General features: G+C 35.5%; 24 protein-coding genes. 15 read left to right on the top strand and 9 right to left on the bottom strand.

Annotated features, from left to right (window positions below):
• The first annotated feature begins 148 nt into the window (after positions 1 to 148).
• A complete protein-coding gene (locus tag LB454_RS02265; RefSeq protein WP_224462697.1) occupies positions 149 to 796 on the top strand; it encodes a response regulator in 648 nt (215 codons plus the stop codon).
• On the opposite strand, the gene LB454_RS02260 is transcribed toward LB454_RS02265, so the two are convergent.
• Together LB454_RS02260 and LB454_RS02255 are read right to left on the bottom strand one after the other, a co-directional pair.
• A complete protein-coding gene (locus tag LB454_RS02260; protein WP_224462696.1) occupies positions 793 to 1446 on the bottom strand; it encodes a histidine kinase in 654 nt (217 codons plus the stop codon). The two genes, LB454_RS02265 and LB454_RS02260, sit on opposite strands and share 4 nt — an antisense overlap.
• 29 nt (positions 1447 to 1475) lie before the next feature.
• Positions 1476 to 2900: a S41 family peptidase gene (locus tag LB454_RS02255; RefSeq protein ID WP_224462691.1), complete on the bottom strand. Its 1425-nt coding sequence runs from the start codon at positions 2898 to 2900 to the stop codon at positions 1476 to 1478.
• A 101-nt stretch (positions 2901 to 3001) separates the two neighbouring features.
• On the opposite strand from LB454_RS02255, the gene LB454_RS02250 reads away from it, so the two are divergent.
• From LB454_RS02250 to LB454_RS02230, 5 genes are all read left to right on the top strand, one after another.
• Positions 3002 to 3511 (top strand): RNA polymerase sigma factor, encoded by a 510-nt coding sequence (locus LB454_RS02250; RefSeq protein ID WP_224462688.1) that lies wholly within the window; start codon positions 3002 to 3004, stop codon positions 3509 to 3511.
• Positions 3498 to 3929 carry a hypothetical protein gene (locus LB454_RS02245; RefSeq protein WP_224462686.1) on the top strand — a complete coding sequence of 144 codons (432 nt, stop codon included), beginning with the start codon at positions 3498 to 3500 and terminating at the stop codon, positions 3927 to 3929. Before LB454_RS02250 ends, LB454_RS02245 begins: the two co-directional genes overlap by 14 nt.
• A gap of 4 nt (positions 3930 to 3933) precedes the next feature.
• Positions 3934 to 4467 carry a DUF4252 domain-containing protein gene (locus LB454_RS02240; protein WP_224462685.1) on the top strand — a complete coding sequence of 178 codons (534 nt, stop codon included), beginning with the start codon at positions 3934 to 3936 and terminating at the stop codon, positions 4465 to 4467.
• Positions 4468 to 4469: 2 nt separating this feature from the next.
• Positions 4470 to 5003 carry a DUF4252 domain-containing protein gene (locus LB454_RS02235; RefSeq protein ID WP_224462684.1) on the top strand — a complete coding sequence of 178 codons (534 nt, stop codon included), beginning with the start codon at positions 4470 to 4472 and terminating at the stop codon, positions 5001 to 5003.
• Between the two features lie 84 nt (positions 5004 to 5087).
• The gene (locus tag LB454_RS02230) at positions 5088 to 5456 is read left to right on the top strand and encodes a DoxX family protein (protein ID WP_224462683.1); all 369 of its coding nucleotides are present in this window, start codon (positions 5088 to 5090) and stop codon (positions 5454 to 5456) included.
• Here the strand turns inward: LB454_RS02230 and LB454_RS02225 are convergent.
• Complete coding sequence (locus tag LB454_RS02225) at positions 5453 to 6145, bottom strand: hypothetical protein (protein ID WP_224462682.1); 693 nt, start codon at positions 6143 to 6145, stop codon at positions 5453 to 5455. The genes LB454_RS02230 and LB454_RS02225 overlap by 4 nt on opposite strands.
• Entirely contained in the window at positions 6142 to 6738 is a 597-nt protein-coding gene (locus LB454_RS02220) for an acyl carrier protein phosphodiesterase (protein ID WP_224462681.1), read from the bottom strand. Before LB454_RS02220 ends, LB454_RS02225 begins: the two co-directional genes overlap by 4 nt.
• A gap of 101 nt (positions 6739 to 6839) precedes the next feature.
• On the opposite strand from LB454_RS02220, the gene glmM reads away from it, so the two are divergent.
• Positions 6840 to 8228 (top strand): phosphoglucosamine mutase, encoded by a 1389-nt coding sequence (gene glmM, locus LB454_RS02215; RefSeq protein WP_224462680.1) that lies wholly within the window; start codon positions 6840 to 6842, stop codon positions 8226 to 8228.
• A gap of 7 nt (positions 8229 to 8235) precedes the next feature.
• Here glmM and LB454_RS02210 read toward each other — a convergent pair whose 3' ends face one another.
• Positions 8236 to 9108, bottom strand: a complete 873-nt coding sequence (locus tag LB454_RS02210; protein WP_224462679.1) for a lysophospholipid acyltransferase family protein — start codon at positions 9106 to 9108, stop codon at positions 8236 to 8238.
• A gap of 54 nt (positions 9109 to 9162) precedes the next feature.
• On the opposite strand from LB454_RS02210, the gene LB454_RS02205 reads away from it, so the two are divergent.
• The 5 genes from LB454_RS02205 to LB454_RS02185 all read left to right on the top strand — a co-directional run bounded on the left by LB454_RS02205 (position 9163) and on the right by LB454_RS02185 (position 12817).
• Entirely contained in the window at positions 9163 to 9810 is a 648-nt protein-coding gene (locus LB454_RS02205; RefSeq protein ID WP_224462678.1) for a rhomboid family intramembrane serine protease, read from the top strand.
• A gap of 70 nt (positions 9811 to 9880) precedes the next feature.
• Positions 9881 to 10435: a PASTA domain-containing protein gene (locus tag LB454_RS02200; protein ID WP_224462677.1), complete on the top strand. Its 555-nt coding sequence runs from the start codon at positions 9881 to 9883 to the stop codon at positions 10433 to 10435.
• A gap of 41 nt (positions 10436 to 10476) precedes the next feature.
• Entirely contained in the window at positions 10477 to 11514 is a 1038-nt protein-coding gene (locus LB454_RS02195; RefSeq protein WP_224462676.1) for an RluA family pseudouridine synthase, read from the top strand.
• 86 nt (positions 11515 to 11600) lie between these two features.
• The gene (yaaA, locus tag LB454_RS02190; RefSeq protein ID WP_224462675.1) at positions 11601 to 12362 is read left to right on the top strand and encodes a peroxide stress protein YaaA; all 762 of its coding nucleotides are present in this window, start codon (positions 11601 to 11603) and stop codon (positions 12360 to 12362) included.
• A gap of 2 nt (positions 12363 to 12364) precedes the next feature.
• Positions 12365 to 12817 (top strand): PH domain-containing protein, encoded by a 453-nt coding sequence (locus tag LB454_RS02185; RefSeq protein WP_224462674.1) that lies wholly within the window; start codon positions 12365 to 12367, stop codon positions 12815 to 12817.
• Here LB454_RS02185 and LB454_RS02180 read toward each other — a convergent pair.
• Positions 12802 to 13161, bottom strand: a complete 360-nt coding sequence (locus tag LB454_RS02180; RefSeq protein ID WP_224462673.1) for a DUF779 domain-containing protein — start codon at positions 13159 to 13161, stop codon at positions 12802 to 12804. The two genes, LB454_RS02185 and LB454_RS02180, sit on opposite strands and share 16 nt — an antisense overlap.
• A 121-nt stretch (positions 13162 to 13282) precedes the next feature.
• Positions 13283 to 14782 carry an aldehyde dehydrogenase family protein gene (locus LB454_RS02175; protein ID WP_224462672.1) on the bottom strand — a complete coding sequence of 500 codons (1500 nt, stop codon included), beginning with the start codon at positions 14780 to 14782 and terminating at the stop codon, positions 13283 to 13285.
• Positions 14783 to 14893: 111 nt separating this feature from the next.
• Here LB454_RS02175 and LB454_RS02170 point away from each other — a divergent pair, with 111 nt between their 5' ends.
• Complete coding sequence (locus tag LB454_RS02170; RefSeq protein ID WP_262902753.1) at positions 14894 to 15808, top strand: AraC family transcriptional regulator; 915 nt, start codon at positions 14894 to 14896, stop codon at positions 15806 to 15808.
• A 119-nt stretch (positions 15809 to 15927) separates the two neighbouring features.
• Positions 15928 to 17343 carry an MBL fold metallo-hydrolase gene (locus tag LB454_RS02165; RefSeq protein ID WP_224462671.1) on the top strand — a complete coding sequence of 472 codons (1416 nt, stop codon included), beginning with the start codon at positions 15928 to 15930 and terminating at the stop codon, positions 17341 to 17343.
• Positions 17344 to 17385: 42 nt separating this feature from the next.
• Here LB454_RS02165 and LB454_RS02160 read toward each other — a convergent pair whose 3' ends face one another.
• Positions 17386 to 18075, bottom strand: coding sequence for a phosphoadenylyl-sulfate reductase (locus LB454_RS02160; RefSeq protein WP_224462670.1), 690 nt, complete (start codon positions 18073 to 18075; stop codon positions 17386 to 17388).
• Between the two features lie 113 nt (positions 18076 to 18188).
• Here LB454_RS02160 and ytxJ point away from each other — a divergent pair, with 113 nt between their 5' ends.
• Entirely contained in the window at positions 18189 to 18596 is a 408-nt protein-coding gene (gene ytxJ / locus LB454_RS02155; protein WP_224462669.1) for a bacillithiol system redox-active protein YtxJ, read from the top strand.
• A 6-nt stretch (positions 18597 to 18602) separates the two neighbouring features.
• Here the strand turns inward: ytxJ and LB454_RS02150 are convergent, their stop codons facing one another.
• The gene (locus tag LB454_RS02150; protein WP_224462668.1) at positions 18603 to 21656 is read right to left on the bottom strand and encodes a T9SS type A sorting domain-containing protein; all 3054 of its coding nucleotides are present in this window, start codon (positions 21654 to 21656) and stop codon (positions 18603 to 18605) included.
• Positions 21657 to 21961: the final 305 nt, after the last annotated feature.

The raw sequence follows: 21961 nt of genomic DNA, 5'->3' as shown, positions 1-21961 counted from the left end.
TTTAAGATTAAAATCAGGATTGAAGCCCAATCCATTTTATTTAGTTCCAAAATGAACCTCCCCTAAAACTTTATCGTAGATATAAAAAATAATTTTGTAGTATTAGAACTACTTTTTGTACTTTAGTTAAATATTTAACTGATATATCTTGAAAAAAATTAACAAAATCATTTTAGCAGATGATCATGATGTGGTGAAGCACGGAGTTGAAGCTATTTTACGTCAAAATATCCTTAATCCAGAAATCATCAAAGTGTCATCTACCAATGAGTTACGCAACCAACTTTTGGCGCATAAAAATGTCGATCTCGTTATTTTGGATATCAAAATGCCAGGCGGTAATACCGTAGATATTGTAAAAGACATTAAAGCCAACTATGTTGAAACTAAAATATTGATGTACTCTGCGCATGAGGAACCTCAATATGCTGTTAATTTTATAAGAAATGGTGCTGACGGATATTTGAGTAAATCTCAGCCTCTGCAAAAAATTGCTTTAGCCATCAAAGTGCTTGAGAATGATAAGCGATTTATAGATGAAAATATCGATGATGGCTTCTTCGATAACAAGAGCGATAAAGACTTGTCCTTATCTAATATTCTTTCTCACAGAGAGTTTCAGATTTTATCTTTACTAGCAGAGGGTAAAACCAATATTGATATTTCAGATGAACTCAACTTGCAAAAGTCTACAGTAAGTACGTATAAGAAAAGAATTATGCAAAAGCTAAATATCAACAACAATATTGGCCTTGTTGATGCGTACAGAACAGATTATAAAATATCTGCCAGTTAATCAAAGAGCAGATTTACTTTGATATTCTTCTCATTTTCTACTGAAGAAATAATTTTTAAATTCAAATATTCTGTAACTGAAGCGTAAAGTGGTTGACTATCTAGCTTCAGAATTTCATTTTTCAACTTCGTTAATTCTATATTGGAATGTTCATGAAAATTGAGGCTTAGTTTGTAGCCCTTTTTATGTTTTTCTGTCTCTATAGACTCCAATTGTAGCTCTAATTTTGCTGCAATGCTTAACAAGGAACTCACGATATACTTTTGAAGTTCAACTTCATCTTTCATTGGAATCTCCAGATTTCCTTTTAGCACTCCTGAAATAGGTTGAAAACCACTATAATCTAAACTTTCCTGTAACACATCTTTAAGAGAAACAGTTGCTAAATAATTACTGTTTAACTGTGTCTTCCCATTTTCTACAATCTGTTTGGCTTCCGCAGTAAGTTTGGATGTTGAAGATGAAATCACACGTGCTGTTTCTTTGAGATCCTCATTAGCAGCATCATCTATTTGATTCACAAGTATATCTGTTGAAAATTTCAAATATCCAAGCGGTGAAGCCAAATCGTGAGAAACTTCAGAAAGTAAGGCTTTATAATTTTGTTTTAGTCTCAAATACTGTAATGAAAGCTTGACTTTGTCTTCCAAATGCTGAAAGTTTTTGAATTTTTTTGAAATCAAAATGAAATTGTATTTGGATCTATATACATGCGCTGATAGACCGGAGAATCCATTTGACTCTCTCCCAAAAGCTCAGCTTGTCTCATGGATTTTTTTTCAGACGAGGCGGAAGGAGCGAATCCTGGGCTTATTTGCTGTAAAGCAACATTAAGTAGGGTTTCACTAGGATCGCCAAGAACTCTAAGATCATTAAAAACTTCCTGCTGCAGGATATCTGGTTCCAATCCATCAAAGAAGTCGGTAAAACCATCTTTATTTGCGGTTCTTAAAATCAAAGGCTGGATAGCATAAGTGTGTTCTAAATTTACATTTCTTCGAGTGAAATTTTCAGAATCGTACAGCGTAGCGGAACCTTCAAATTTTCCTTCAGTAAAATCTCCAATTTGTATCACCTCTATATAAGGATTTAAAGCATTGATAAGAAGCTCACTAGCTGAGGCAGATGATCTTGATGTTAACACATAAAGTCGAGATAAATTTAAACTAGTAATGGTTTCGCCAGTAGAAATCTCGTTATCGAAGATTAAATTTTCAGTCTCAAAATTATTATTAAAAAACTGCTGAGCAAAAACTTCGCCTTCAAACTGCCCCGTGATCATACTTGATAAGTCCTTACAGGTTTCTATACTTCCACCAGAATTGTATCTTAAATCCAAAACTAACTCTGAAATTCCTTCAGAAGCAAAATTTGCAAAAACAGAATTCAGTTCAGAATTGAAAGGCGTTCTAAAATTATTGTACATTAAGTAACCTACTTTCTGTCCATCTACATCGATTATTCTCTGCTCATGAATTGGATTTTCTGTGAGCTGAATTTTATTAAGGCTGATTTCTTCATCTACACTAACCAGATTTTCATTCTGAAATTCAGCTAAACCAATGGTGTAATTATTTGGTGACAGAAGTTGATTGAAATTAGTTTGCGTTGTGAATTCATTACCGTCAATCCTATTGAAAATGTCGCCACGCTCAATTCCTGCAGCATCAGCTGGTGATCCTGGTACAACATATCTTACAAATCCAAACACAGTTTCAGTGCCAGTAAACCGGATTAAACCAAATGACATACCGTTGGACAAGGAAATACCAGCTTGATTTTGTTCCAATGTGACAAAATCTGGCACAATAAAACTAAATCTGTCCTGACTGGCAAGAAGCGAATTGAAAAAATCAATAGGTGAATCAATACTGTTTAGAAATTCTCTGTAATCTGGAGTATTGTCAAAACTTTCATCTGCAAGGTCTGGAGCATCACTCTTATAGACATAAAAAACATTCATGGCTTTCCAGATGTAGTCCTTAATGTTTTCTTGGTTAGCAAGATCATTTACGTTTGTAATATTATCATCTCTATCCTCCTGGCAGGAAGAAAATATGATAAGAAATAACGCAGATGTTACTAGGAATCTAAATACCTTCATATTCAATAAAAATTTAGATAAAAATAATCAAATTTACGATAGTAATGAGAACGATGTAACAAATCCTTTGTTGCCTCGTCTTCTTAAAAACAGGCTGTTTTATGGCTTCTGAATTATATTCAAGACACGTACTTACTCTACAAGATAGGATCTTTAGGTTTTCTCGTCGTCTTTTGTCTTCAGAAGCAGCAGCTCAGGATGCAACTCAGGAAGTTTTGCTCAAGTTGTGGAAGCTTAGAGACCAATTAAAAAACGTAAACAATATTGAAGCTTATGTTATGATAACTACTAAAAATCTTTGTTATGATGTTTTAAAATCCAAACACAGCAAAACGCTGGAACTTGTGCACAGTAATTATTCCAGAGAAGGTTCTTGTCTTTCTTCTGAAATAGATGCAAAAGATGAAGCAAGTCTTGTATCAAAATTTATAAACGACTTGCCAGAGCAGCAGCGAGCTGTGATACAACTGAGAGATGTTGAACAATTTACAAATAAGGAAATAGAAGAAATTATGAACATGAACTCTACATCGGTGAGAGTTGCTCTTTCTAGAGCCAGGAAGAAAATTATTAGTGAATTAAAAAAATCGTCAGATTATGGAATCAAATAAAAAATACATCAGTAAGCTTTTAAGCTTGTATGAAGAAGGAGAAAGTACGTTGGAACAGGAGCAGGAGTTGAAAGCCTATTTTTCTTCTGAAGCATATGATAGTGATTTTGAGATTTACGCTATGATGTTCAAGAGTTTTGAAGAAGAATCTAAAACAAAGTATCAAGGTAATCTAAAAACGACTAAAAAATCTTCCAACTATTTTTGGATCAACACAGCAGCGAGTATTTGTATAGTTTTGGGAGGCCTTTGGTATTTCAAGTATCAGAGCGACCAACAAAAGATGGAAGATGCCAAAATTGCTTTTGAAAAAACTCAGAATGCCCTAAATCTTTTGTCTCAAAATATGAATAAAGGTTTGGAAAAATTGGAATATGTAGAAGTATTCAGCGAACAAAAAAATAAAATTATAAAATAAAGCTATGAAACGAATTAAATTAATTGGGCTTGTAATGGCCATCGCTTGCATGAGCTCAACAACAGTGGCTCAGGATTTTAGTAAATATGATGAAGTAAGGGAAATTAATGCTTTTGTGATAAGTAAAAGTATGTTCAAACTTATGAGTAAACTAGATCTGGACAGTGAAGATGAAGATGTGAAAGTTTATCTGGATATAGTTGATAATTTGGATGACATCCGGATATACACTACAGAAAGTATCAAATATGGAAAGCAATTAGAAACAGATTTTAACGCCTTAAAATCTAAAAGTAACATCGAAGAATTGATGCGTGTCAAAAGCGATGGTAATGATGTAAGTTTTTACATCAAGCCAGGAAAATCAGATGATTACGTTGATCAACTACTCATGTTTATTAATGCATCAGAGAAAAATGAAAACCAATCTGTGTTAATGGTCATCAACGGCAACATCGATTTGAAAAACATTTCAAAAATTACGAGTCAGATGAATATTCCAGGAGGAAAATCCCTGGAGAACCTTAAAAATCAATAATCATGTATAAAATCATTTTTTTACTGGTAGGTGTTATTTCCCTTATCTCTTGTAATAATCAACAAAGCCTTCAGGAGTATCTCGTAGAAAAAGAGAATTCAACAGAGTTTATTACAGCTAGTGTTCCTACAAGTTTACTATTTCAAAACCTGGATAGCTTATCTTCCAAAGAAAAAAGCAGTCTTCAAAAAATTGAAAAGATAAATTTACTGGCATTGACTAAGAAAAAAGGGGGAGAAATCCTGGAGAAAGAGCGTAAAGCGATACGTCAAATTCTGGCTAATTCCAACTATGAGTCCTTGATTAATTTTAATGGTGGGGCAAGAGAAGCAAGGTTTGTCTTCTCAGGAACCGAAAGTAAAATTGATGAACTTATCTTTTTTGGTTTTGACGAAGAAATGGGTTTGATTGTATTACGGATGCGGGGAAGTTCGGTAGATGTAAATGATATTTATCAAATATCTCAATCTGCTCAGCAAATGGATATGAGTACAATATCTGAAGGTTTTGGAGATCTTATGGGTGAATTCAATTAATATCACGATTTTCTCATTAAAATTATGTTAGAGTCCCTTCAGCTTTGATTATTTTTAAGATATTTAAACAAAAAACAATCAGCTATGAGTACTTTAATAATAATATTCAAAGTCATAATTGCCTTAGGTATTCTAAACGTTTGGCTATTACGATTTAATAAGAAAACAGAATGGAGAGGAGCAGGTGCTGGAAATATGAATGAAGAATTTGCAAGTTATGGTTTGCCAAGCTGGTTTGTGCCCGTCATAGGATTTTTGAAACTAGGTTTTGCAGCTCTTTTAGTGATTAGTATTTTTCAGGCAGGTTACAATCTTGCCTTTATTGGTGCTGTAGGCATGGGTATATTAATGATTGGAGCTATTGGAATGCACTTTAAAATAGGAGATGCTCCAAAAAAATCTTTACCTGCGTTTTTAATGCTTGTGATGTCGGCAGTTATAGCTTTTGCTTAAAAGTCAACTTCCAGATTTGTAATTTCTACAGGAACCCCAAATACAGTTTTTCTTGTAGACAAAATCATTCCAGATTCGGTTTCGACCCAATCTTTCCAATAGGCTTCAAGGCCGCCAACAGGAATAATTGAGACCCACATATTGAACGATGTGGGTCTTTTATTTTGATCTACTTTCCATAGATAAGAATCACCTGGCGTAGAACCACCAGATGTATAGGTCACTAGTAGGCTCTCATCGTTATCTTCTTTTACCAATCTTCTTTCTACATTTTCTTCCATTATTTTATATGGAGCTATCAACCAGAAAGAATCATTATTGAAATTTTTTATACAAGTTTTTATCAAGTCGTCATCTTCTATATCAATTGATGACAGAACCTCACTCTTGTCATAATTATCCAGGTCTATTTTGACTTTATAGTCTTCAGATTTGACAATGACATAATTATCGTTTTTATACCAGTCGTAAGAATGAATACCGGCAAATGTCCAGCTTATTCGTTTTGTAGTTTTGAAGGCTTCATAATTTAATTCCTCCAGGATCTCTTCAGCCAACTCATCAGCTTCAGGTCCCTGTTGGCCTTTTGGTATGTCTTTGGATATTAAAAACCCAGCTATTGTTATAATGATGAGCAAGCTGAGGATAGCAATGCCCAAAATCTTTAATATTTTATAAAAACGCTTCATTTTTGTGTATTTAATTCTTCAATCTTTGACTTACAGAACTTCTGAATGTCTTCAAAAAATTGAGTGAATTCCTCTTCAAAATTAGATTGGTTGTCTAAGTAAATATCCACTCCTTTATGAAGTTCAGTTTCATGTTTGGTCTTATGGTTCATCTGTTTTAAGATGTTTTTTAAATCTTCCAGACTGGAGTAACTAAGCAGCCAATTATGCTCAATCATGTAAGGAACTACTTTGCTTATCTTTTTAGGCAAAATATGCTCATTACTCTCCAGTAACATATAAAATGATTCTGCATAAACAGGAAGCTCGATGTCGCAATAGTCATTCCAGCGTCTGGCCAAAATATGATCATAGATCATATCTATCACCACCCCGTTGTAATGCCCGACTTCTTCAAAAAATCGATGAGCACCTTTGGACACCAAAGGATGATGATCTGTAAAATCGTCTATCGCTCTGTGAAGCAAAATTCCTTTTTGAATCTCTTCAGGATAAGTTTTGTAAGATTTACCTTTAATCTCATCGGCCATGAAGTTCCCAAGTTTGAGAAAATCATCGTTACCAGACAGGAAAATGTGTGCCAAATAATTCATTGCTCTAAAGTATATTATTAAGCAGTTTTAGCAAATTATTTATGAGTTAAATCTTTGGACTTGTATATTTACACCCAAAAAACTTCATCAAACCAAATCTTATGACACTTATCAAATCAATTTCTGGAATTCGAGGTACCATTGGCGGGCGCGTTGGCGATAATCTTACGCCGCTGGATGTGGTAAAATTTTCTGCTGCATACGGTCAATGGATTAAAACTCAACGTAACAAAGATAATTATAAAGTTGTAGTAGGGCGGGATGCAAGAATTTCTGGAAAAATGGTTCAGTCGCTGGTGATGCAAACGCTTTCGGGTATGGGTATTCATGTAGTTGATCTTGAGCTTTCAACCACGCCAACTGTTGAAATGGCAGTGACTTTGGAACATGCAGACGGAGGGATAATTCTTACAGCGAGTCACAACCCTAAACAATGGAATGCTCTAAAACTTTTAAATAAGCATGGAGAATTTCTCAATGCTGAGGAAGGAGAGCAAATTTTGAAATTTGTCGAAGAAGAAAATTTTGAGTTTTCTGAAGTAGATGATCTTGGGAAAATCACCTATCATAATGCTTATATAGATCTTCATATCGAAGAGGTGTTAAAGTTGGATCTAGTAGAAGTTGAAAGAATTAAGGATGCTAAATTCAAAGTTGTGGTTGATGCGGTCAATTCTACTGGAGGAATTTCTATTCCACCTTTGCTGGATATGCTGGGCGTAGAAGTTGTTAAACTTTATTGTGAACCTAATGGAAACTTCCCTCACAACCCAGAGCCTCTGGCTAAACATTTGACAGAATTGTCCCAGAAAGTCAAAGATGAACAAGCAGATTTTGGAATTGCAGTAGATCCTGATGTTGACCGATTGGCACTGGTAGATGAAAAAGGCAATATGTTTGGAGAAGAATATACTTTGGTGAGCATCGCCGATTATGTCCTGAGTCGTAAAAAGGGGTCAACGGTGAGTAATTTATCCTCATCTCGTGCCCTCAGAGATGTCACACAAAAGCATGGTTGTACTTATCATGCCAGCGCTGTTGGTGAAGTGAATGTTGTTGCAAAAATGAAAGAGGTAAATGCAGTGATAGGCGGGGAAGGCAATGGAGGTGTGATTTACCCGGAATTGCATTATGGAAGAGATAGTTTGGTAGGAGTTGCTTTGTTTTTGAGTTTGCTAGAAGAAAAACAAATGAAAGTTTCAGAACTAAGACAAACCTACACCTCTTACTTTATGGCTAAAGAGAAAATTGAATTAACACCCACTCTAGACGTTGATTCCCTTTTGAATCAAATTCAGGAAAAATATAAAGGGGAAGATATGACGACAATTGACGGGGTGAAAATCGATTTTGAACACAATTGGGTGCATTTGAGAAAATCAAATACCGAGCCCATCGTGAGAATTTATACAGAAGCTAAAAGTCAGGAAGAAGCAGATGCTTTGGCTCAGCGATTCATTTTTGAACTTAAAGAATTGACCAACAGTTAAAAACTTACTAAGTTCTCCTGTGTTTCCAGCGTTTATGTGTCCAAAGGTAATATTCTGGAGCTTCTTTGATCTGACTTTCCAGTCGTCTCAAAAAGTCTTCGGTAATCTCAAAATTGTCTAACTCTTTTGGGTTTCTTGTGATAATTTCAAATGTTGCTGTGTAGTAACCTCGTTTTACTTTTTCAATTCGGCAGTAGGAAACTGCATAATTCAATTTTTTGGCCAAGGTTTCAGCCCCCACAAAAACAGGGACTTCGTGTCCCATAAAACTAGACCAATATTGGTTTTTTTGGATCTTTGGGGATTGATCGGCAATAAAACCGCTTAAAGAAATTTCACCTTTGGCCCGCGAGCGAATAAGCTTTGGGACGGTTTCTTTGGTGTGAATGAGTTCAGTGCCAAATTTAGCTCTAATATCTCTCACTAGTTTGTCGAAATGCTTGTTTTTTAGACGTTTGTAAATCCCGAAGCCTTTGGCGTTGGTGAATAATTGAATGACATATGTCCACTCCCAGCTTGCATAGTGCCCAAGCATAACAATGGTGCTTTGGTTTTCCTGTTCTATAGCATTGATGATTTCAGGATTGAGCGGTACAAATCGTTTTTTGATTTCTTTTTTGGAGATGCTTATTGATTTTAAAGATTCAAAAAGGATATCGCAAAGGTGCTGGTAAAATTTCGAAGCGATTTCTTTTTTTTCATCCCTGGTTTTCTCTGGAAATACCAGGTTGAGGTTTTCAAAAACGACTTTTTTTCGGTAACCTAACACATGGTAAATCAGAAGATAGCTCATATCAGATAGGGTATAAAGCATTCGAAATGGTAGTAAAGAAATCAACCAAATGAAGGGATATATGATATAGAAAACGAGAGCTTGCATCAACGAAAATTTCGCCAAAGATAGGTATATTTGGCCTTTTGAGATTTACAAATTATGGGTGGACTTGATTTAGTAGTAATAGCGATTATAGGTTTAAATGTATTGATGTCTTTTAAGGGCTTTAATGATTATGACTTTTTCAACCGCTATAAATTTGAAGTGTCATCCATCAAAGCTGGAGATAAAATTAGAATATTGAGTTCTGCTTTTCTTCATGTAGATACCACACATCTTTTTGTGAATATGCTTACTTTGTATTTCTTTGCTTCTAGTGTCGTGAGTTTCGTTGGAGTAGGAGGGTTTTTGATGGTATATTTTGGGAGTTTGGTGCTGGGTAATCTTCTATCCCTTCAATTTCATAAAGATGAGTACAATTACACGGCTGTTGGGGCAAGTGGTGCGGTAGTAGGTGTTTTGTATGCTGCTATTTTACTCCAGCCCGATATGATGCTGGGTTTGTTCTTCATCATTCCTATTCCAGCTTATGTATTTGGTATTGGATATTTGTTTTATTCGATTTGGGCCATGAAGGCCAGAAGAGACAATGTAGGCCATGATGCGCATTTTGGCGGAGCTATGGGAGGTTATTTTATTACGTTGTTGCTATCTCCCTGGGTATTGCAGGAACATCTATTGATGGTGGTTTTACTTGCTATACCTATTGTTGTTCTATTTGTACTTCAAAAGATGGGAAAACTATAATTTTTTATAATCTGTCACGTTAATTTTATTCTAGGTTTACCATAACCTATATTTGCATATATATTTATTTATGAAACTCTTCAAATTCATTTTTAGTAAAGTTTTTTTACTCCAGTTAATTTTGGCTGTTGTGATTTTAGTTGCATTAATTTTTGGCGCACTCAAATATCTGGATGTGACTACCAACCATAACGAAACTATTATAGTACCGGACCTATCAAAGTTTGAACTAGATATTGTAGATAAGAAATTGGAGGAAATGAACTTGAGACGAGAGGTTTTAGATTCTGCCAATTATAATCCGAATTACCCGCCTTATTCTGTTTTGGATCAAGTTCCAAAACCTGGAAAAGCTGTAAAGGAAAATCGTAAAATTTATCTTACACTGAATCCTTCAGGCTATATTGATGTTGAAATTCCTAAGAATCTCAAGAGAAAGACCAGAAGACAAGTTGAGCCTACACTTATTGCCTTAGGTTTTAAAATTGGAGAAATTATAGAAAGACCTGATATAGCTAAAGGAGCGGTTCTCGAGTTAAGACATAAAGGAGAAAAATTAGAAGCCGGAGATTTCCTTCCCAAAACCAGTACCATAGATTTAGTAGTCGGTGACGGCAGCCTTTAAGCTGTCTTTATTTTTTACTGAATTTCAAATCATTACCTACCATGCAAGAACACGATAATTTAGATGAGAATGATGACCTTTATGAACATCATAGCTTTACAGCAACCAAAGGACAGGAACCTTTACGCGTAGATAAGTTTTTAATGAATTTTATTGAAAATGCCACTCGTAATAAGGTTCAGCAAGCTGCCAAAGACGGAAATATCTATGTCAATGGTATTCCTGTAAAGCAGAATTATAAAGTAAAAGCTGGTGATGAAGTAAAAGTCCTTTTAGCTTATCCACCTTATGAAAATCTACTTACTCCAGAAGATATTCCGTTAGATATTGTGTACGAAGATGATGCTCTGCTAGTGGTGAACAAGCCTGCAGGAATGGTTGTGCATCCTGGACATGGGAATTACTCTGGTACGCTTATCAATGCTTTGATTTATCATTTTGATAATCTCCCAAACAACAGCAGTGACAGACCAGGTTTAGTTCATAGAATAGACAAAGATACAAGCGGACTCCTGGTGATTGCCAAGACCGAATCGGCTATGGCTTACCTTACCAACCAGTTTTTTCATAAAACCAGCAAACGTGAGTATGTTGCTCTGGTATGGGGGAATATGAACGATGAAGAAGGAACGATAGAAGGCAACATAGGAAGAAATCCTAAAAACAGACTTCAAAATATCGTTTACCTTGGTGATGAAGCCGATCAAGGAAAACCAGCTGTGACTCACTATAAAGTTTTAGAGCGTTTAGGCTACGTGACTTTGATTTCTTGTCAGTTGGAAACTGGAAGAACCCATCAAATTCGTGTGCATTTGAAGCACATTGGTCATACCTTATTTAATGATGAGCGCTATGGTGGCGATAAGATTTTAAAAGGCACCACCTTTACAAAGTATAAGCAGTTTGTTGACAATTGTTTTAAAATCCTTCCAAGACAAGCGCTTCACGCCAAAACTCTAGCTTTTGAACATCCAGTCACCAAAGAGTGGATGGAATTCGATTCTGAAATTCCGACTGATATTTCTGACTGTATTGAGCGCTGGAGGAACTATGCTAAAAATAGCAAAGAAAATATTTAGCATAAGATAAGATGATAGTGCTATCTTTAATTATTAGTTAACTTGATATTCTCCTTATAGAATTTCTATTATTTTTAAAATAAAAAATGAAATTAATAGTATCGCCTGCCAAATCACTCAATCAAAAAGATCAACTGCCAACAGATCAATACACTCAGCCTGTTTTTGAAGATTTAGCTGCACAGGTCAACCGTAAATTAGCTAGGATGACCAAAGATGAAATAGCAGACCTCATGAGCATTAGTGATAAGTTAGCTGACCTTAATTACGGTAGGTATCAAGATTTCAAAGAACAGCATACACCCGAAAATTCTAGACCTGCAATTTATATGTTTGATGGAGATGTGTATTCAGGCATTGATGCCTATAGCATTCCAAAAGATAAAATTGAAAATTTACAAAATTCACTTAGAATATTGTCTGGAATGTATGGTGTCCTAAGACCATTAGATCTTATACAACCTTATCGGTTAGAAATGGGAACCAAACTCCCTATTGAATCCAATAATGATTTATATGAGTTATGGCAGGAAAAAGTGACAGCACAACTCAATTCAGAATTAAAAGAAGATGAGCTATTTATCAATTTAGCCAGTCAGGAGTATTTTAAAGCAGTAGATTCTAAAAAATTAAATGCTAAAATTATTTCTCCAGTCTTCAAGGACTTTAAAAATGGTAAATTAAAGATCATCAGTTTTTATGCAAAAAAAGCAAGAGGCCTGATGGTAAGATATATTCTCGATCATGATGTTGAAACTTTAGATGGTCTTAAAGGTTTTGATTACGAAAATTACCATTATTCTGAAGAGCATACAGAGAAAGATGACGAACCTGTTTTCATAAGATAACTATGAAATTTAGAACACGTAGGGATAACACCTTCAAATTAATTTTCTTGGGTATTTCTATACTTTTCGCACTGCTTATTGGTGAAAGTTTTTTATTTGTAAACTTTTCTGTCAGTTACATATTTCTCTTTGATTCAATTATGGTAGTACTCTGGTTGTTTGTCATTTGGATTTTTCTGGATACCAGTTACGAACTAACTGATAAAGAAATATCTGCAAGAAGCGGTCCTTTGTTTAGATCTGTATCACTAGAAAATATAGACAAAGTAATAGTAGGACAAACGTCCTGGGACGGAATTAAATTTGCGTTAGCAAAAGGCGGTTTGCTTATCAAATATAAAAAAGCAAAGCATTTGTACATTTCTCCAAAAAGCAACGACGATTTTATTGAGGCATTGAAAAGCAAAGCTCCATCAATCGAAATTGAATATTATAAACGTCATTTATTGAAATGATGTTCTTCTTCTTTGGATAACAAACGGGATTTAATTAAAAATCGATAACCTTCAGGGATTTCTAGGGAAAAACTAGAGCCACGTCCCTCAGTAATGTCTACGGTGAGATGGGTGTGTTTCCAATACTCGAACTGAGCCTCGTTCATATAGAATTTTACACCACCTATTTCTCCCATAAAAATGTCAGACTCATCAAGATAAAAGTCTTCCTCAGGAAGAAGCATGGGTGAAGAACCATCGCAACAGCCACCACTTTGATGAAAAATAACCTTTCCGTGCTTTGTCTTCAATTCTTGTAATACTTTTTCTGCTCTTTCAGTAATGTCTACTCGTGTATACGCCATATTAATAGTCTTATAAGGTTAAAAGCCAAACATCTTAATCTTTTAAGTCGTGAAAATCTAATTCAACTTAAATTAAAAAATTAAGATGTATGGAACTTATGATTTTGAATTAACTTAACTACTAAAAGAAGCCAAGTTTGTTTTTATCATATGAAATCAGCATATTTTTAGCCTGACGATAATGGTTGAGCATCATCAAGTGATTTTCTCTTCCAAATCCGGATTTCTTGTAACCACCAAAGGGGGCGTGAGCTGGATAATCGTGGTAGCAATTCACCCAAACTCTACCTGCCTTAATTGCTCTTGGGATTTGATACAATTGGTGAGCATCTCTGGTCCAAACACCGGCGCCAAGTCCGTAAAGTGTATCGTTAGCAATTTCTAAAGCTTCCGCTTCATCTTTGAATTTGCATACAGCTAACACCGGCCCAAAAATTTCTTCCTGAAATACGCGCATCTTGTTGTGTCCTTCCATAATGGTAGGCTGAATGTAGAAACCTTCAGCGTATTCTCCGCTGGCTTTAAAGGCCTCACCACCGCAAAGGATTTTAGCACCTTCTTCTCTTCCTATATCCATATAGGACAGGATTTTTTCATATTGGTCGTTGGAAGCTTGAGCACCAACCTGCGTATTCATGTCGAATGGATCGCCCTGAATGATAGCCTTGGTTCTTTCGACAACGCGTTCCATGAACTTATCGTAAATATCTTCCTGTACCAAAAGACGAGACGGGCAGGTACATACTTCACCTTGATTGAAGGCGAAAAGGACAGCACCTTCGATACATTTATCTAAAAAGGCATCATCGTGGTCCATCACAGAATTGAAAAATATATTAGGAGATTTACCACCAAGTTCCATGGTTACCGGGTTTAAATTTTTGGAAGCATACTGCATAATAAGCTGTCCGGTTGTGGTTTCTCCTGTGAAGGCTACCTTGTTAACTTTGGAACTTGAGGCTAATGGTTTGCCTGCTTCCGGACCAAAACCATGAATTACATTCAAAACGCCTGGGGGAAGTAAATGTCCAATTTTCTCCATCAAGAAAGTCGCAGAACTTGGCGTCTGCTCGGCAGGTTTTAGAACTACACAGTTCCCAGAGGCCAGGGCAGGGGCTACTTTCCACGCAAGCATCAACATTGGGAAATTCCAGGGGATAATTTGTGCAACCACACCGAGAGGTTCCTTGATAATCAAAGAAAGGGTGTTTTCATTGAGTTCAGTCGCACTTCCTTCCTCTGCTCTTATGGCAGATGCAAAATATCTAAAATGGTCTACAGCAAGAGGAATGTCCGCATTTACAGTTTCTCTTATGGCTTTACCATTATCGTAAGTGTCGATGGCCGCAAAATCGTTTAAGTTTTCTTCAATAACATCTGCAATCTTTTGCAGAATGGAGGCACGGTGAGCAGCAGAAGTACTTCCCCAGGCCTCTTTGGCAGCATTGGCAGCTTCAATAGCTTTTTCTACATCTTCTTTTTGAGACCTTGGATATTTAGCAATCAATTGATTATTGGTAGGTGAAGTATTTTCAAAATACTCACCACCAATGGGATCTACAAACTCTCCATTGATATAGTTTCCATACTTTTCTTTGAATTTCGGTTTTGTGTGATTCATAATATTATGTATTTAAAAATTAGAATTAGTTAAAATTAGAGTATTACAATTGATTATAATATAATAATCCTATTTTTAAATATCATTATTCTCTTTTGTTTAAGAATATCTATGAATTCTACTTTACAAACCCATGAAAGTCTCAGGAAGATTGAAACTTTAGTTGAAAACAGAACCCTATATTCAGCTGATTTTGCAGAAATGAATATTTATGAAACTCATCAAAAAGCAGATCAGGTTTATTTGGAATTTGATTTTCCAATCATTGCCAGTATGATCTCTGGTAAGAAAATCATGCACTTGGAAAACAAGGCCACTTTTGATTTTTTGCCTGGTGAGTCGGTTGTTCTACCTGCCAAAAAGAAAATGATCATCGATTTTCCTGAAGCCACTATGGACACTCCAACACGCTGTATGGCTTTGGGTATAGACGCCCAGAAAATCCAGGAAACCATAGACGCCTATCAAAATGCTACTGAAATTGAAGAAAGCTTTGCGATGAGTTCCAGTTTGAATCTTTCCCCTTTACATCTGAATAATAATTCTCAAGTACAACATCTGGTGGACAGGCTTTTGCAAACCTTTACCAGCGGTCATAAATCCAAAGACGCTCTCCTGGATGTCATGATAAAGGAATTAATTCTTCGTCTTCTCCAAACCAATGCTCGGGCTGCTTTGCTGGATGAGACCTCCTATTTGTTTGATAATAACAGAATGGCTTTCGTCCTAAAATACATTAGAGAACATTACAGAGAAGACATCAGTGTTGAAAATCTTGCCGACAAAGCTTGTATGAGCACGTCTCACTTTTATAAAACCTTCAAAAACACACTTGGAGAAACACCAATGGAATATCTTAATGGTGAACGACTGAAACAGGCTAAAAAACTCATAAGAACTTCGAATTCCAAGCTATCTGAAATTGCCTTTTCCTGTGGGTTTAATAGTTCGAGTTACTTCAATACACAGTTCAAAAAATACGAAGGCATGACTCCTAGCCAATTTAGAAAATCAATTATTGGTTAGCCTCCCTAAAAACTGATATTTATCATATTCGTCTCATTTTGAGACCCTTTTGTAACTTTTGTTTCTTAATAACTTCCGCATTGAGATTAATTTAGCTTCATAATTTTAAAATAACAGTTATGAAAGTTGAACAAATTTATACAGGATGTATTGCTCACGCTGCTTATTATGTAGAAAGCAAAGGTGAAGCCGCTATTTTTGATCCCCTAAGAGAAGTCCAGCCTTATATCGATAAAGCCAATGATGATCAAGCTAAGATTAAGTATGTGTTTGAAACGCACTTCCATGCTGATTTTGTAAGCGGTCACTTAGATTTAGCCAAAAAGACTGGAGCAAGTATTGTTTTTGGGCCCACTGCCAAGCCAAGTTTTGAAGCTACAATAGCTGAAGATCATGAGGAATTTAAAGTTGGCGATTATACTATAAAAGTGATTCATACCCCTGGTCATACCATGGAGTCAACGACTTATTTGTTGATCGATGAACATGGTAAGGAACACGGCATCATTACAGGAGATACCTTATTTATCGGGGATGTAGGGCGGCCAGATCTTGCTCAGCATGTCATCGCAGATCTTACTGAAGAAAAACTTGCTGCTCATTTGTATGATTCATTAAGAAATAAAATCATGCCTTTGTCAGATGACCTTATAGTTTATCCAAATCATGGTGCTGGTAGTGCTTGTGGTAAAATGATGAGCAAAGAGACCACAGATACGCTAGGCAACCAAAAACGAACTAATTACGCCCTGAGACCAGACATGACCAAAGAAGAATTTATAAAAGAATTGTTGGATGGTTTGGCACCACCTCCAGGTTATTTTCCAAAAAACGTATTGATGAATATTCAGGGTTATGAGAGCATAGATGACATCATCGATAGAGGTGAGCAACCTTTGGAGCCTGATGCTTTTGAAGCAGCAGCCAATGAAACCATGGCTTTAATTTTGGATACCAGAGAAGCCAAAGATTTCCACAAAGGATTTATTCCCAACAGCGTTAATATTGGTTTAGATAATAATTTTGCTCAGTGGGTTGGAGAACTTATCCCTGACATCAAACAGCAAATTCTTCTGGTTACAGAACCAGGTAAAGAAGAGGAAAGTATCATTAGGTTAGCTAGAGTAGGTTACGACCATGCTATTGGCTATCTGAAAGGGGGTATGGAGGCCTGGAAAGAATCAGGTAAAGAAATGGATACAATAAACAGAATTACTGTTGAGGAGTTAGAACATCAACTCAAATCTAAATCAGCGAAAGTATTTGATGTACGTAAGAAAAGTGAGTTCCAATCTCAACATATCAAAGGTGCAGAAAACACCCCTCTGAATGAAATAAACAAGCATTTGGCTGAGTTTCCAGACTCAGAATTCATCATTCATTGTCAAGGCGGCTACCGCAGTATGATTGCAGCTTCTATTTTGAAACAACGCGGTATCGACAATGTTGTTGACGTTATAGGAGGGTTTGATGAAATTTTAGAAAATGAAGCTATTCCTAAAACCAATTACGTTTGTCCTTCGACACTGTTGTAAATAAATAGGTATTTAATATTAAAAGCCCCGGTGGGGCTTTTTTTATAGATGCAAACCGCACTCTGTCTTTGGGTTGTTGTTCCAGCGACCGCTTCTGTCTTTCCCGGGAACCGTGCAATGTTTGCAGCCAATAGAATGGTAGCCTTTACTTACCAGGGGGTGGAAGGGTAAATTGTGTTTTTTAATAAAGTCATCTCTTTCTTCTCTGGAAACATCAAGCAGCGGATAAAACTTTAAAATTTCTCCGCGTTGTTCAAAAATATCCAGTGTATTTCTATGGTCGCTTTGCCACTCCATAAGACCAGATACCCACACAGTATATTTGTTCTTGATGATCTCCAAGGGCTTCACTTTATTGATAGAGCAGCAAAAATCAGGGTTCTTAGACCAGGTTTTGTCTTTTGTCGTGAATTCGTGTTCATGCTTCAAAGCACTCACAGATTTTACGTTGAGGTTATAAGTGTCAATGAGCTGTTTTTTGTAGTTCAAAGTTTCATCAAAATGATAGCCTGTGTCTATAAAATAGATGATTTGGTCGGTATTAACTTCAGAAAAAAGTTTTAATAGGAATGCTGATGTTGCTGCAAATGAGCTCGTGACCATTACTTCAGCTTGCTCGAAATCCTCGTACAAGGTTTTAATGCGATCTACTACGCTTAACGACTTATATTTTTGGTTTAATTCTTTTATTTCTTGCCTGGAAATGACTCTCTTTTCTGCAATTTCACTCATTCTATTTCTAGATATTTTAACTTTGCGAATATAAGTAACTGTTTACTTTTAGACTTTACTTATTAAATGTAATTATCGAGTTGATTTTCGACTCAATATAAAACTAAAATAATATGGGATTTTTTGACCAACTATTCAATACAAAATCAACTCAAAAGGAAGTAGAAACCAACAGTTCAAATTTTACCTGGAGAACATTAGAGGATATATCTCAACTGGATGCAGTCGAAAAACTTTCTGAGGAGAAACTGGTTGTCATTTTTAAGCACTCTGTAACTTGCGGTATAAGCAATATGGTTTGGCATCAGTTTCAAAATGAAATTGATTTTACAAATGACCATATTGAGATGTTGTATCTGGATCTTTTGGCTCATAGAGACGTTTCAAATGAAATCACCAGAAGATTTCAGGTTCTGCACCAGTCCCCTCAAATACTAGTCATAAAGAACGGAGAAGTTCTTCATCATGCGTCACATTCTGCTATCAGACTATCAAATATCAGGCAGTATTTACCAAAATAATAGGCATTATTGAATGACTAACTTCTGAGTTGTCGTCTGAGACTGGTAAGCTGATTTAACAAGATAAATTCCAGTTGAAAGTGAAGTTGTGTTTAGTTTTACTTCTGTATTTGATACGCGTTCAGTTGGAATTTCGACTTTTTGACCTACCATCGAATACACTTCGACTGAAAAGTCCTGACCAAAAGAATCATCATGTTTCAAGAATACTGTTCCACTTGATGATGGGTTTGGATATAGCTGGATTTTATTAGCCAGCTCATTATTTTGTGTAGATAAAGTGACAGGGTCAAAAGTAATCTCAAATCTGTCTGAAGCTTTTGATTCTGCAATAGAAGCATCTACAGAGAAAATAAGTTTGTTTTCATCATTTTCCAGCTGAATAACTTCATCGGTATAATTATCTTTCATGAATACATCATACCCCTCTATATCAGTAAGTTTTATCAGCATCGTATAATCTTGAGTTGTGTAATTACCAATCCAAAACGTCAATTTTTCATCTGCTTCTGGATACTCTCTTTTTTCAATAGCTAAATAATTCGCCCCACTGGTTAATATGCTAAAAGATTCTTCATTATTCCAAACTTTAGTCGCATCATTTTCATTTACTTCGTTGGAGTAATTTTCATTGAATTTGAACCGCACACCATCTACAATCTGGTTGGAATTATTTCTGATTAAAGTTAAATCAATCATTCCAACCTGCTCTGGAACACTGAAGGCTTCATTAGAAAATGTATTTCCAGTTTTGTGACTTTCTTTAAATACTAACGACGGTCTGTTTCCTTCACTTGCAGATGCTGCAGTTTCAACAAATACGGATTGATTGGGCTGAATATACCTGAACGACTCCTGATTAGTCGGATTATTTGTAGTTCTAGCTGGAATGTATTGAACAGGATCTGAATCTAAATCTACAGTAACGTATCCACCACTTGTTTGTAGAGCAGGAGACCAGGCATAGTAGAAATTCTGCTTTAAATGAGAAGAACTCTCTCTTAAAGCTTTTTTCAAGTCCACTTGAGCCTGATATGGATTTCCAATAAGAGAAAATCCAAATGCAGTTGGATTCAATTCTTCAGATACGTCTACATCTCCAGTAATTAATTCGCCTTTGCTTCTTAATGTTGTTGAACCCGTATATGCAGAATTACTTGAATATATATTTGTGCTTCGATCTCCTCTTACCAATAAGCTGTAAGACTTGCCAACTTCAAGTTTATTTTGATTTGTATTGCTAATTGCTTTCCAGGTTCCTGAACTTATATCCCAGGTAAAAAGAGATGCGTTACCAGTCAAAGATGCATCAAATCCATTAAGTCCCTGTTTGTTTCCTGTAATGTGTGTGCCATATCCTGGATTTGGATTTTGGTTGGAGGCATAATTATTCACGGTATTGTTGACTCCTTCCTGCCAGTCATCTCTAATGGATCCAATTGAATTTACTGAAGAACTTAAATATCTGTAGGCTCTATTTGAACTAGGTAGATAGCGTTCCGTTCTTACAGATCCAATGATTCTATTACCATTTTTTACTTCTGAAAGTATAGCGGTATGGACAGAATCAGATTTGAAAGTAATTAAATTTTCTTCAGAGTTATCTACGTTTGAGTTTGTATTTAGGTCACCATTTATCAAATCAATACTTTTAAAAATATCTAATGATCCTTTCTCTAAGCTTACACTGCTTCTATTATCGGTTACCAAAGTACCAACTTCGGCTTTAGAATTTAAAGTAATAACCTGAGGTTTATCACCTTTTAGATAAACTTCTCCCTCTTTTGAATTCAATTTACCTTCAGCCTTTAAGTTTCCGCTAAGTTCTAGTGAACTTTTGTTGGTAAGTTCAGCGTCTTCTCTTACAAATACATCAAATACTTTAAAACTTTTACCTATTACAGGGTTGTTTCTGGTTTTAGGAATTAGAATACTGCTATTGTTTCTGATTCTACCTGACCAGTTATTGTTATTATCTGTATCAGTAGAAAACTCACCGGTCCACACGACAACTTCAGAACCATTATCACATTTGTCTTTAGAAACGTTACCTGTCAATACCCAACTATTTGGAATTTTATTAAAACGTTTCACGTAAATGCTGCTGCCAGAGTTAGCAGATAGCTTTCCTCCGTGTCCAGACATTTTTTTAATATCTAAAGTGTTACAGCTAAAATCTGAAAAAATCTCACCTCTCAAGGTTAAATCTTCAAATTTAGCTTCGCCTAAAAATTTCAGCTTCGCGTTATTTTCAATAGTTGTTCTACCAGAGAATTCTAGTCCAGCACTAGCTTCAAGAGAACCATTCCAAAGGTTTACATTACCATCTATTTCTAAGACCCCATTTGCAACAGTAACTGCATCATTACTATTGCTATTGTAGCCCTCTTCAAATGCAAGACGCCCAGATAATGTGGTAAAACCTGTATTGATGAGCTTCTTATTAAATTCTGATACTCCGCCTAAAGTTAAATTGCCTTTGTTTTCAATATCTCCTTCAAAAAAAGCTTCCCCTTCAGAAGTAAATACCATGTCAGAACCAAAAGTTGTATAAGAACCTTGTTCTAATTCTAGTTTGGAATTGTAATCGTTGAATAAACTTCCAGAATTAAAATGACTATAGCCAGAAATTAGAAGATCAGCATTATTTATATTTTGCAGAGCACCTCCATTAAAGGCAAATTTAGATTCCATTTTTCCATAATTATAGATGAAGGAATCACTACTGATATCTATGGATTGACCGTATTCAAATTCACCATAATTATATATGGTTTTAGAGCCTTCAAAATTTAAGCCCTGAGACTCAAAGGTTACATTTTCTCCTACGCAAAGAGTTATATTATCACCTAAATTGTTCCAGTTTATCTCATAGTCAAAATCTCCCTGGAAGCAGATTGTCTTATCACGTGATTCTTGATAGCCATTGTAAGGAAAGCTTTGATCTTCATCTGTTATAATAACATCGCATTCACAATCAGATTCTATGTTTTGCGATTGCAAATCTGAGTTTGAAAAGCCTAATCCTAAAAGCAATATTGAAAATAGTAAACCTCTCATCTATGAAATTTTTTGCAAAAGTATGATGCAACTTTACTTTTAGCATTTTCATAATTGCTTCGTATTTATCAATATTGCTTTTTTTAAGTTAAATGTTTACAAATGAATTAACTAAGAAGTCAGTGTTTGTAAGACTTGTACTACTACATCGTTTGCGTTGAAATTCGACAGGAGTATGTATTTTAGTTTTTTTACATAAAAAAGCAATTTATATTAACTATAGTGATATAGGATAGTCTTATTGTTTCGCATTTGAATATCTTATGGTAGTATTTTGATATGAGATTAAATTTATCTCGTATACA

Source organism: Psychroflexus montanilacus, from assembly GCF_020164535.1.
GTDB classification, from domain to species: Bacteria; Bacteroidota; Bacteroidia; order Flavobacteriales; family Flavobacteriaceae; genus Psychroflexus; species Psychroflexus montanilacus.
Note: the sequence above shows the minus strand (reverse complement) of the source record. Positions and strands in the feature narration are given on the sequence as shown.

What these genes read in the sequence shown, in the direction of transcription:
- yaaA (WP_224462675.1), top strand. Translation starts at nt 11,601, where the DNA reads ATGAAATTAATAGTATCGCCTGCCAAATCACTCAATCAAAAAGATCAA.
- ytxJ (WP_224462669.1), top strand. Translation starts at nt 18,189, where the DNA reads ATGGGATTTTTTGACCAACTATTCAATACAAAATCAACTCAAAAGGAA.
- LB454_RS02230 (WP_224462683.1), top strand. Translation starts at nt 5,088, where the DNA reads ATGAGTACTTTAATAATAATATTCAAAGTCATAATTGCCTTAGGTATT.
- LB454_RS02150 (WP_224462668.1), bottom strand. Translation starts at nt 21,656, where the DNA reads ATGAGAGGTTTACTATTTTCAATATTGCTTTTAGGATTAGGCTTTTCA.
- LB454_RS02235 (WP_224462684.1), top strand. Translation starts at nt 4,470, where the DNA reads ATGTATAAAATCATTTTTTTACTGGTAGGTGTTATTTCCCTTATCTCT.
- LB454_RS02195 (WP_224462676.1), top strand. Translation starts at nt 10,477, where the DNA reads ATGCAAGAACACGATAATTTAGATGAGAATGATGACCTTTATGAACAT.
- LB454_RS02175 (WP_224462672.1), bottom strand. Translation starts at nt 14,782, where the DNA reads ATGAATCACACAAAACCGAAATTCAAAGAAAAGTATGGAAACTATATC.
- LB454_RS02220 (WP_224462681.1), bottom strand. Translation starts at nt 6,738, where the DNA reads ATGAATTATTTGGCACACATTTTCCTGTCTGGTAACGATGATTTTCTC.
- LB454_RS02170 (WP_262902753.1), top strand. Translation starts at nt 14,894, where the DNA reads ATGAATTCTACTTTACAAACCCATGAAAGTCTCAGGAAGATTGAAACT.
- LB454_RS02240 (WP_224462685.1), top strand. Translation starts at nt 3,934, where the DNA reads ATGAAACGAATTAAATTAATTGGGCTTGTAATGGCCATCGCTTGCATG.
- LB454_RS02185 (WP_224462674.1), top strand. Translation starts at nt 12,365, where the DNA reads ATGAAATTTAGAACACGTAGGGATAACACCTTCAAATTAATTTTCTTG.
- LB454_RS02245 (WP_224462686.1), top strand. Translation starts at nt 3,498, where the DNA reads ATGGAATCAAATAAAAAATACATCAGTAAGCTTTTAAGCTTGTATGAA.
- LB454_RS02160 (WP_224462670.1), bottom strand. Translation starts at nt 18,075, where the DNA reads ATGAGTGAAATTGCAGAAAAGAGAGTCATTTCCAGGCAAGAAATAAAA.
- LB454_RS02250 (WP_224462688.1), top strand. Translation starts at nt 3,002, where the DNA reads ATGGCTTCTGAATTATATTCAAGACACGTACTTACTCTACAAGATAGG.
- LB454_RS02200 (WP_224462677.1), top strand. Translation starts at nt 9,881, where the DNA reads ATGAAACTCTTCAAATTCATTTTTAGTAAAGTTTTTTTACTCCAGTTA.
- LB454_RS02225 (WP_224462682.1), bottom strand. Translation starts at nt 6,145, where the DNA reads ATGAAGCGTTTTTATAAAATATTAAAGATTTTGGGCATTGCTATCCTC.
- glmM (WP_224462680.1), top strand. Translation starts at nt 6,840, where the DNA reads ATGACACTTATCAAATCAATTTCTGGAATTCGAGGTACCATTGGCGGG.
- LB454_RS02180 (WP_224462673.1), bottom strand. Translation starts at nt 13,161, where the DNA reads ATGGCGTATACACGAGTAGACATTACTGAAAGAGCAGAAAAAGTATTA.
- LB454_RS02205 (WP_224462678.1), top strand. Translation starts at nt 9,163, where the DNA reads ATGGGTGGACTTGATTTAGTAGTAATAGCGATTATAGGTTTAAATGTA.
- LB454_RS02210 (WP_224462679.1), bottom strand. Translation starts at nt 9,108, where the DNA reads ATGCAAGCTCTCGTTTTCTATATCATATATCCCTTCATTTGGTTGATT.
- LB454_RS02255 (WP_224462691.1), bottom strand. Translation starts at nt 2,900, where the DNA reads ATGAAGGTATTTAGATTCCTAGTAACATCTGCGTTATTTCTTATCATA.
- LB454_RS02165 (WP_224462671.1), top strand. Translation starts at nt 15,928, where the DNA reads ATGAAAGTTGAACAAATTTATACAGGATGTATTGCTCACGCTGCTTAT.